This is a genomic window from Nonlabens dokdonensis, assembly GCF_002162835.1.
GTDB classification, from domain to species: domain Bacteria; phylum Bacteroidota; class Bacteroidia; order Flavobacteriales; family Flavobacteriaceae; genus Nonlabens; species Nonlabens dokdonensis_B.
In genome coordinates, this window is record NZ_MAAX01000085.1 from 3,156 (window position 1) to 7,645 (window position 4,490).

7 protein-coding genes are annotated in these 4,490 nt (G+C 34.7%); 5 read left to right on the forward strand and 2 right to left on the reverse strand.

Features of this window, described 5'->3' with window-relative positions; all coding sequences use genetic code 11:
* Positions 1-428 (forward strand): phosphatidylcholine/phosphatidylserine synthase (locus tag A9Q93_RS05280; protein WP_369674693.1); only part of this gene is annotated, 428 nt, incomplete at its 5' end.
* Positions 429-438: 10 nt separating this feature from the next.
* The gene (locus tag A9Q93_RS05285; protein WP_303686339.1) at positions 439-1,392 is read left to right on the forward strand and encodes a hypothetical protein; all 954 of its coding nucleotides are present in this window, start codon (positions 439-441) and stop codon (positions 1,390-1,392) included.
* Between the two features lie 3 nt (positions 1,393-1,395).
* On the opposite strand, the gene lptB is transcribed toward A9Q93_RS05285, so the two are convergent.
* Positions 1,396-2,142, reverse strand: coding sequence for an LPS export ABC transporter ATP-binding protein (gene lptB, locus A9Q93_RS05290; RefSeq protein ID WP_303686340.1), 747 nt, complete (start codon positions 2,140-2,142; stop codon positions 1,396-1,398).
* Positions 2,143-2,248: 106 nt separating this feature from the next.
* On the opposite strand from lptB, the gene A9Q93_RS05295 reads away from it, so the two are divergent.
* From A9Q93_RS05295 to A9Q93_RS05305, 3 genes are read left to right on the forward strand one after another with little or no spacing between them, the layout of a single operon-like run.
* Entirely contained in the window at positions 2,249-2,476 is a 228-nt protein-coding gene (locus A9Q93_RS05295) for a hypothetical protein (RefSeq protein WP_015360700.1), read from the forward strand.
* A complete protein-coding gene (locus tag A9Q93_RS05300) occupies positions 2,476-3,054 on the forward strand; it encodes a phosphatase PAP2 family protein (RefSeq protein WP_303686341.1) in 579 nt (192 codons plus the stop codon). Before A9Q93_RS05295 ends, A9Q93_RS05300 begins: the two co-directional genes overlap by 1 nt.
* A 6-nt stretch (positions 3,055-3,060) precedes the next feature.
* Positions 3,061-3,504, forward strand: a complete 444-nt coding sequence (locus A9Q93_RS05305; RefSeq protein WP_303686342.1) for an OsmC family protein — start codon at positions 3,061-3,063, stop codon at positions 3,502-3,504.
* 31 nt (positions 3,505-3,535) lie between these two features.
* On the opposite strand, the gene A9Q93_RS05310 is transcribed toward A9Q93_RS05305, so the two are convergent.
* The coding region (locus A9Q93_RS05310; protein WP_303686343.1) for an acyl-CoA dehydrogenase at positions 3,536-4,490 on the reverse strand (955 nt) is incomplete at its 5' end.

Below are 4,490 nucleotides of genomic sequence, written 5' to 3' on the forward strand. Positions count from 1 at the left end.
ACTACCCATGGATTCCTATCTTAGGTTTTCTCATAACTTTAGGAAGTTGCTACAGACTGGCAAAGTTTAATATTGATACCAGACAAACCGATTCTTTTATAGGAGTACCGACGCCAGCAAACGCGATTCTTATTATTTCTTTAGGAATAATTGCTCAAGATTATAACAATGAGTTGACTTATTTTCTTACTAATCCGTACATTCTTATCGTAATTACATTGATAAGCGTTTATTTACTCAATGCAGAATTGCCTTTGTTTGCTCTTAAATTTAAGCAATGGGGAATTAAAGGAAACGTGATCAGGTATTTGTTTTTGCTCATTTCTCTAGTATTACTTATTACGCTTCAGATTTATGCAGTTCCTTGTATTATCATTATTTATATATTGATGAGTGTTATAAATAACTTGAAGACAAAGCGCCAATAAAATAGTACCCATGAAGAGTAGAAATAGAAGTCGATTTATTAATCATCCTGTTTTTTGGCTCTCATTAGGTATTTTACTTGTCAACGATCATTATTTAAAAATTCAGTTTCATAATTGGCTCACAGGAAAACTATCTGATGTTGTAGGTCTGATATTGTTAGCATTAGTTTTCGCTTTATTTTTTAATGGGAAAGCTTTAAAATCGGTAATGATCACAGGTTTGCTGTTTGTATTCTGGAAAACGCCATTTTCACAACCATTTATAGACGTATATAATGAAATAGCCTTCATCCAAATTTATAGAGTAATTGATTATACAGACTATTTCACATTGGTGATTCTTTTCTTTCCATACTTTCTCATTAAAAAGAAAGAAGAAATCTGTAATAAAAATATTAGTTCAAGAAAATTGACTATACCGGCATTAGTGCTTTGCTCGTTTGCATTTATGGCGACATCACCACCATACTACGCTTATAATTATCAAGCATCAACAGGTAATTTATATCTTAATAAATCTAGAAACGTACGACTCAGTAAAAGTGAGATTCTAAGCAAACTATCAGAACAAGGATGGCATGCCTATCAAGATACATTGTTAATGAATCATAACACCTACTTGCGATACGATGCCGAGCAAGAGTACATCAAGTTAATTGATGCAGACTCATCTAAGTATAGAAAAGAAATTATAAATAAAGAATCCATTTATAATGGCTACAAGCAGAGAGTCGAAGAGTATAAAACAGGTGATATCCATTCGGCGCATTATAAAATTGACCAATTAATTATAGCTGAGGATACTATAAACGAATTACAGTTTTCATTGCTAAAACTTAAAAAGAATAAAACTAAAATTATTGTTCATAGTGCTAGAGTAAATCAAAACCAGTCTAAGAGCGAACTAAGAAATCAATACTACAGAATCTTAAAAACGTATTTAAAAGATAATCTTCATCATTAGTTACTACTCAAAAATCTTCTTCTTTCTCAATTCAAAGTTTTGTCCTAAATAAACTCTACGCACCACTTCATCTTCAGCTAGTTCTTCTGGCGAGCCGTGTTTTAAGATTTTACCTTCAAACATCAGGTAAGTACGATCTGTAATAGCCAGTGTTTCTTGTACGTTATGATCGGTAATTAAAATACCGATGTCTTTTTTAGTTAGCTGCGCTACGATTCTTTGAATATCTTCGACGGCAACAGGATCTACTCCGGCAAACGGTTCATCAAGTAAAATAAATGTAGGATCTGTAGCAAGCGCTCGAGCGATTTCTGTACGACGTCGTTCTCCACCGCTCAATAAATCTCCGTTTCTGTTGCGTCGGTCTTGTAAACTAAATTCTTCTAGCAGTTTTTCACAACGTTCTTTTTGCTCCTTTTTAGAGAGTTTAGTCAGTTGTAAAACTCCTAGAATATTTTCTTCAACGGTCAGTTTTCTAAAAATAGAGGCTTCTTGAGCAAGGTAACCTATCCCACTTTGAGCACGCTTATACATGGGGAATTGAGTGATCTTTTGATCGTCTAGCCATACATCGCCGCCAGTAGGTTTTACGAGTCCTACCGTCATATAAAATGAAGTGGTTTTACCAGCACCGTTAGGCCCTAAAAGGCCAACTATTTCTCCTTGATTCACTTCATAAGAAACGCCTTTTACTACAGGACGCCCTTTGTATGATTTCTGTAAATTATCTGCTCTTAATTTCTTTTGCATGAAACAAATTTAATGGTTTTGAAATCAATTTTTACACTACTAATGAGTTCTTACTCTACACTAATTACTAAATTGCATTCCTAATTGAAATTCAACAACCTAATTTATGGAACTTCCTAGATTTCTTATGGGCGATAACGTTCATTATCCTGAAGATATTTTTGTCATTCACTTAGATTATCCACGTTTTATTATCAATCTCAAAGATGACAGCGTAGAATTTCTTGAAGAAGTAACTAAAACTGACAAAGAAGAGCTCGAAGAAGAAACTAAAAACCTCATTGAAGAAGCAAGCCGCTTCTACGATGAGCAAATGGAATTGTACGAGCAGTAATGGAAGACGTTAAACAATTAGATTGGGACATCAGTTTATTTCTCAACGATTGGGGAAATGATGCGGTAGACCTGTTTTTTAATGTGGTCACTCATAAATTCTATGCGATCCCATTGTATCTTTTTGTTTTATATGTTTTATACAAAAAAATAGGAACTCGCAATCTGGTTATAGTACTGATTTCTATCGCTTTACTAATTGCTTTAAGTGACCAGCTGGCAAATCTTTTTAAAGATAATTTAGAACGATTGCGTCCATTTAGAGAACCAGCCTTAGAAGGTTTGATTTCTAAAGTAGGGAAGAGTGGTGGTACTTATGGATTCTACAGTGGTCATGCGAGCAGCGCGGTTGCTTTGGCAACTTTTCTGTGGTTTATATTGAGGCGCAACCATAAAATATTAGGAATTGTGATGATGATTTGGGCTGCTTTGGTGGCTTACAGTCGTGTCTATTTGGGTGTGCATTATTTTGGCGATGTGCTTATGGGCAGTTTTATGGGCTTGCTTTTAGGACTGTTTTTTGCTTGGGTTTACGCTTTCGCGAAAGCGAGATATGGAACATCTACCACCATAAATTAAAACTTCATGAGAAAGCTTTTTCAGTTTAAAGTGCTTACAGAATGGCAACAAGAAGTTTTTAAAAACCCCAAATCTCATACCTCTAAAATTGCTGGCAAATCTGAATTAGAAATATCTGCAGCACCAGAGTTTAAAGGTGATGCATCATTGCACAATCCTGAAGATTTACTGCTCAGCGCACTATCTTCCTGCCACATGATGTCTTATTTCTACGTTTGTAAAAGAAACAATATCGATATATTAAGCTATAAAGATAACGCACTAGGAACTTTAGTTTTAAACGAAGACTCTAGTGGTGCTTTTCAAAAAATACAGTTACGTCCTCAAGTTGTGCTTAGAGATACATCGCAAAGTGAGCTGGCGCATTCCTTACATCAACAAGCTCACGAGCTATGTTTTATAGCAAATTCAATTAACTTCCCTGTAGAAATCGAACCTAAATTCTCGTAAGGCGACCTGCAGGAACTGCTTATGAACTAGATTAATAAAATTTCAAAGCTGTTTCTGTCATGTGTTTAGGAATGTCAAATGCATCTACAAGATGCTGGCTTTCTTCCTTCAGTTCTTTACAAAGTTTTTGAACGAGCTTATTAATTGCGAGAGATTTTGAACCGGATATATAATCATGTTCTAGATACCAACCTTTATTTTCTTCAATACGATGTAGTGCATATAGATTTTTTAAGGAAGTAAGTATTTCTTTTACGCTTTTATTTTCCTGTTCATCTATAGTAGCTATAAACCTTTCTAAAACGATGCGATCAATATAGGCGCTTGCCATATCTATTAAATGCACTTGAACTTGCAAAAATGCCTCGTAGCTGTCCATTCCATTTTTAATCTTTTTACTTAAACGCATAGCCAGTGAGCGCAAGGAATATTCCTCTCGATAAGAAAAAGCACTTAAAAGAAAATCATCATCTAACAAATGATCCTCAGATGTATCTCTTGTAATTAATGGATTTAATTCGCTAAGATTAGTGGAAGCAATACTCGATATATATTTTAAAGTATCCCACCAGTCCATTTTACCAAATTGCTTTCTAAAATAGGTCAACCTACTTTTTGCAGTAAGTTGTAACAACACTGTATTATCACCTTCAAATGTCGTAAAGATATCAGAGTCTGCTTTTAATAAATCAAAATACATCTCGCTCAAATATCCTTTACCACCACAAGCTTCTCTACAGGTTTGAATAGTAGCAGTAGTATTCCAAGTGCTTAACGCTTTTAAACCAGCAGCAAGAGCCTCCATTTCTTGAGCATCATGGTTTGCATCGCTGGTATATTCTCTCAATAAATGATTATGAGCAAAATCGTATGCATAGGCATTGGCAATTAAAGGCATCAACTTTTTTTGATGCGTAGGATAATCCATAATAGATTGTTCTGGTTCTCCTGGTGGACCGAATTGTTTACGGTTTAATGCAAAGTAA